This is a genomic window from Pseudomonas sp. DE0010 (assembly GCF_007680745.1).
GTDB lineage: Bacteria > Pseudomonadota > Gammaproteobacteria > Pseudomonadales > Pseudomonadaceae > Aquipseudomonas > Aquipseudomonas parafulva_B.
On sequence record NZ_VEJQ01000045.1, the window covers coordinates 1 to 5,192 of the forward strand.

Below are 5,192 nucleotides of genomic sequence, written 5' to 3' on the forward strand. Positions count from 1 at the left end.
GGTACGTTGCTTAGAAAAATTAGATTGTCAAAAGGACTGACTCAATCCCAAATTGCCGAGCGAATTGGCGAAAGGCAATCTTATATAAGCAAGTACGAGAACGGGGAACAACGGCTTGATTTACTAGAGCTGGAATCTATCTGTTCCTCTATGGATGTGAATTTAATCGATTTTGTAAGGGATTACGTTGAAGGCGGACGATAGATTTCTAAAACAGCCTAAAGATTTTTGGGCTACAGTGCGTACGATCAGCCAAGAGATCGGGTACACTAATAGAAAAGATAAAACAATTCTAGTTCCTACCATAGGTAATGTTAGGGCGGCTTTTTTTAAGCTAAACTTATCTATGAAGCGTATAGAAGATAGTAACGGAAAACTAACACCGTTTGGCGAATGCTTATTCGACTACTATGAGTACCGCGCTGACATATTAAACAACTTTGTTAAAAATCAGCTAATGAATCGCGAAGAAGCTGAAAAACTTTTCATGGAAGTTAGGAAAGATAATAGTTTTCAATGTCCTCTTCCTATGAATAAACAGTCTGGCGACAAGAAAAACTATGCCTTTTTGACCGGCATGGTAAATATGCTGATAGAGTCAAATATAGGCAACTTACCTTGCAATTATGATCCGAGAAGCCTAACCACAATAACTCACGACTCGATGCCACTGCGAACTTTGTCACGTCGAGTTGATGGAGCTTTTCCAGCCGTGATAAACCCGGTGGCAATCTGGGAAATCAAAGAATATTATTACACTAAGACTTTTGGCAGCCGGGTAGCTGATGGCGTCTATGAATCTCTTTTAGATGGTATGGAAATAGAAGAGCTGGAAGAGGCTGGGCATGCGCGAATTCAACATGTACTAATAGTCGATGACTACTTTACTTGGTGGTCGTGTGGTCGATCTTACCTGTGCCGAATCATAGACATGCTTCATATGGGATATCTCGACGAAGTTATATTTGGGAAAGAAGTTGTAGATAGGATGCCTGTTCTTGTCGAACAGTGGAAGCGTATGCTATCAGAGCGCTCTGCAAATAATTTTGAGCCAAAAAGTTAAGATCTTTACTCCAGAAATATGAATAGAGTAGCTTCTTACCTCGAAGCTGCTCTGATTCTCAAAGCCATTTGCAGGATGCGCACGCGGATGAATTTTCAAGACAAGCCCGTCCAACGCTCAGGGGAGAAAAGAGAGCGGAGGCTCGCGTAGTGAGTCGGAATCCTGTAAGCCAGACGGGATGCTACCCCGGCAGCTCCGCAGGAGAGATGGCTTTTTGCCGTTGTTTTCTACTAGGTCTTCTATTGTGCTTTCTATTAAACGATCTATTGCCATGCCTCTTAGCTCAGCAATAGATTTCAAATAGGGAGGTCGGGTGCTGATTGAGCGCAGCAAATGCTGCACAGCTACCCATCCGCCATTACTTTCGGCCAGGTCCAAAACCTTGGCCCTCAGCCCAGACTCGCGGATCAGCTTCCACTCCTCAATGCTCAAATGACCCAAAAGGTCAACGTCGTCACGTCGTTCTTCAGCCACCTCTTCGTCACTCTGCTCGATCACTCCGACCCTGGCCTTGAGTCCGGCAGACCAGAACAACTGACGTTTGCCCTTCATCGCCGCGGCATAGTCGAGGAAACGGTGACCGGCCTTACGATCACCATCCTGGAACAGGGTGAGCAATGCGAAGGGATGTTTTCCCTTGGCCCGGCCGGCCTTGGTCGATGCCTTGGCAATCTCCGCATCCACCCCCCAGTGGCGGCTGTCATCCTGCTTGGCCAGGTAGTCGCTGGCCGTACACCAGCCCTTCACATCGACGGCGTGCGCCTCGAACGCGGCGACCTGGTCAACGTTGTCCAGGTCGAGCAGGCCCGCCCGTGCACAACTCGTCTTCCAGCGCTCGAGCACGGTTTTTTTCATCGTCTCAGCATCGGTACCGGCATCAACGAACCACAGTTCATGGGTGTGGGGGTGCCAACCATTCTGGCCATGCGTGAGTTCCAGCGAACGGATCAGGCCCTGATAGCCGGTGGCCTTTTTGAAGCGGGTCCAGGGCGAACCCTCGCGCAGGTACTTCAGAGCGGTCTTCTGTTGCTCTAGGAGCTCCGCCAGTTGCTGCCAGGCGTAATGGGGGAACGTGAGGGTGACCATCGCCGCTTGCAGCCCCTCAACATCGGCCCAGCCCACCGCCTTAGCCACCTCTTCGCGGCGACGCTCTTGGACCTTCGCCGCGCAGACCGGGCAGGCCCAAACACTACCGCAGCTCATCACACCGCTGTAGAAGGCGCTGCCATGCTCACGCGAGGCGTGCACACCAATGGTTGCCGACACTGGCGTCCATTTGCATTTAGCCGTTCGATGCCAATTTTGCGGGTGCAGCAAACCTTCCCGTTTCCCCTCGTTGAGGAACAGGGCTCGTGCAGATGCAAGGAGGTCATAGCGCTCCGCCCGATTGGCCTGCAGCTTCGCACGCAGGTCTTGGGGGGGTAGAGGATTTCGCGTACTTCCCGAGGCAACACCCCGACCAGCGGCGTTACGCCCTAAATCCGGTGCCGTCACACCCACCTCCGCCAGTCTTGGCGGGGGTCGGCACTTGATCAAACAGGTGCTTGATGGTCATACTATCCCCGAATCTACGATGAAGCCCGGGGAGCGTTGGCGCGCTATGATCCGGGTTTTGTTGTTTTTGGCTGTTCAATCTCTGTTGAACTGCTGCGCAGCATCTTGCCTTTATGATGGCGTCGTTTCAAGCAGTGACCCTCCCGTAAGCAGAACACACGAAATTCTCACAGAATCCTCAAAGCAAAGTCGCCTCCGGCGGCCCTTCGGGGACACTCGCCGTGTGGCAGGTGCGCTGGGGAAAAGCATCCCAGCACACCTACCATGAGTGTCTTTGATCAGCGTAAGCTCAAGGGTACGCTTCGCCCGTGCCTCCGTTCGCCGGGGAGGTGAAGCGCTTCCCCGACAAGCCGGGGGCGCGGCCCTTGATCTGATGAAATCTGCGTCGGACCCAGGCTAAGCCAATGGCAACTTGTTGCCTTGGTTTAGCCTGGGAGACAAGCAAAGCGCGTCAGGCTTTTTGACTCGTAGAGGCGGGTTTCAAAGGGCATCCCTTTGGCACGGGATGTGTATACATCCTTAGCGTGCCTGTGTTTTTTTGCTGCTGGCCCCGCGTTTAGCAAAAAATTTCAGCGCGTCAGGCGTTTGTCAGGCATTGGTCATGCCTGTCAGGCACTTGTCAGGGTTTCCGATTCGGAAACTCGCCCCTTGAGCCGGAGGCGAATGGGCAAGACGTGAAGTAGGATCACCAGCTTACTGGTGGGCCTACTTCACCTATCTTGCCCTACAGTTAGCCGTTGCTGTTTCGTTCGACGCTGGTTGTCGTTGCGTTGCCAGGTCGATCACCTGTCGTTGCTGCGGCGATCTTCTCGCGTATCACTGCCTTGCCCGATCGGTGAGCTTCGAGGGTTACAAAGCGCGGTACCGGCAAGACCTCCTGATCATCGACAAAGCGCGGCGGAGCGCTCCTTTCTGGCGTTCCATCCATCAACGATTCTCCCGGGCCTTTGGGGCCTCTCCAGCGAATTAGTATTCACCGCCAAGGTGGTGGTAGAAGAGATCCCAGTACAGCAGCCCGTCCAGGAGCGAATTCGGTATCTCGACAACACGGAACAAGCTGCAACTGTTGAGCAAGCGTCCGCCCTTGAGCACCTGGACAGCGTGCCAATTTTCTCCCAGGATGAGGTTGGAGAACTTCACAGCGTACTCAGTCTATAGAAGTAATCTCAAAGCCGCTATATCGCAGAAGCGCAAAAATAACTGTCATGTCTCTAAGCACAGATTTTAGGGTTTAGATATTTATTACTTGAAAAATTTCAAATAAATCCAAATTCTATCATTTTCTTTCGGAATGTCGCGCGACTAATACCTAGCGTCTTAGTCGCTAAACTTTGATTTCTTTCGCAATATTCAAAAATAAAATAAAAAAGTTCTCGCTCAACCTCGCCAGTTACTATCCTGTAGAGTCCACCCCCAGGAACTTCACCATCTAGAATCTCTAGATAATTTTGTACCGCAACAGTCACAGATTCTCTAAGGTTTACATTTTTCATAAAAGTCTTGAAATCACATGTTATAGGTTAGCAACAATCTATCAGTAACCACGTGCGACTCTAACGACTTTCCATCCATCTGAAACCTCTTTAACATAGATCTACCTACATTAATAAAAGCTTCTGTTTCAAAAAGACCGTGGGGCACATCGATAGAACATAATTTATCCCCAGAAAATTTTGTTCCATCAATACTCAATGCTACAAAAACTCCTCTCATCTTGCATTCCTCGATTTTTTTGAACAATCGGGCCAGAGAAAAATCTTGAGCTCCATAGAGGATAGCCTGACTATCTACGTATGGTGGATCACAATAAATAAGATCGCCAGGCTGAGCTTTGTCCATAGTCACTTCAAAGTCGCACAGAAAAAACTCAGCTCCTTGTGTTCTGTCGAACCAAGCGTCCACCCGGGCTGAAAAACTCTCAGGCGGGATTGGATTATGAGCGCCACATGGCGTAGACATATATCCGTCTTTTTTTCTAAACCTAACAACACCGCCATAGCATGTTCTAAGTAAGAAAATGAAATCAGCACCATTGGGACTTTCATTGTAGGATGATAAAACACTTTTATAGGTTTCTATCTTACCTTCAACAGCAATTCTTGCATACCTATCAGAATACCAGTTCTTAAGTTTTTCTTTATCTTTGTGTAAAGTTTCCCATATTTCAAACAACGGGGGAAAAACATCACTAGCGATGGCTTTTTTAGGGGCCAAAACCCCCAGCACCCCACCACTACCCAAGAACGGCTCGATGTAAACACCATAGTTTTTTGGAAAAAAATCAATAATATCAATAGCTTGCTTTTGTTTATTCCCTACCCATTTCAAAAGCTGGGTTTTGAAAGGCTTTCCAGGATGAATGGACCTTTCAACCATCTCTATGGAGGAGTCCAAGAGATCTAAGCTAATCTGATTCATGGTAAGCCTTGTGATCAATATTCTAATTTTGAATAATACCACAGTTAGTATAAATTTCGCTAATGAAAAAGTACAGATATGGTACGTTGCTTAGAAAAATTAGATTGTCAAAAGGACTGACTCAATCCCAAATTGCCGAGCGAATTGGCGAAAGGCA

At 48.7% G+C, this 5,192-nt stretch carries 6 protein-coding genes; 2 read left to right on the plus strand and 4 right to left on the minus strand.

The features are described 5' to 3' along the window. The coding region (locus FS767_RS21420) for a helix-turn-helix transcriptional regulator (protein ID WP_144968118.1) at positions 1 to 204 on the plus strand (204 nt) is incomplete at its 5' end. Next, on the plus strand, positions 188 to 1,063 hold the full coding sequence (locus FS767_RS21425; RefSeq protein ID WP_144968120.1) for a hypothetical protein: 876 nt from the start codon (positions 188 to 190) through the stop codon (positions 1,061 to 1,063). The genes FS767_RS21420 and FS767_RS21425, both read left to right, overlap by 17 nt. 117 nt (positions 1,064 to 1,180) lie before the next feature. On the opposite strand, the gene FS767_RS21430 is transcribed toward FS767_RS21425, so the two are convergent. From FS767_RS21430 to FS767_RS21440, 4 genes are all read right to left on the minus strand, one after another. Next, positions 1,181 to 2,329: a protein rep gene (locus FS767_RS21430; protein WP_144968122.1), complete on the minus strand. Its 1,149-nt coding sequence runs from the start codon at positions 2,327 to 2,329 to the stop codon at positions 1,181 to 1,183. A 1,254-nt stretch (positions 2,330 to 3,583) separates the two neighbouring features. Beyond that, positions 3,584 to 3,757, minus strand: a complete 174-nt coding sequence (locus FS767_RS22950) for a hypothetical protein (protein WP_178102759.1) — start codon at positions 3,755 to 3,757, stop codon at positions 3,584 to 3,586. Positions 3,758 to 3,873: 116 nt separating this feature from the next. Then, positions 3,874 to 4,110: a Fis family transcriptional regulator gene (locus FS767_RS21435; protein ID WP_144968124.1), complete on the minus strand. Its 237-nt coding sequence runs from the start codon at positions 4,108 to 4,110 to the stop codon at positions 3,874 to 3,876. 13 nt (positions 4,111 to 4,123) lie between these two features. Then, complete coding sequence (locus FS767_RS21440) at positions 4,124 to 5,035, minus strand: DNA adenine methylase (protein ID WP_144968126.1); 912 nt, start codon at positions 5,033 to 5,035, stop codon at positions 4,124 to 4,126. Between the last annotated feature and the right edge of the window lie 157 nt (positions 5,036 to 5,192).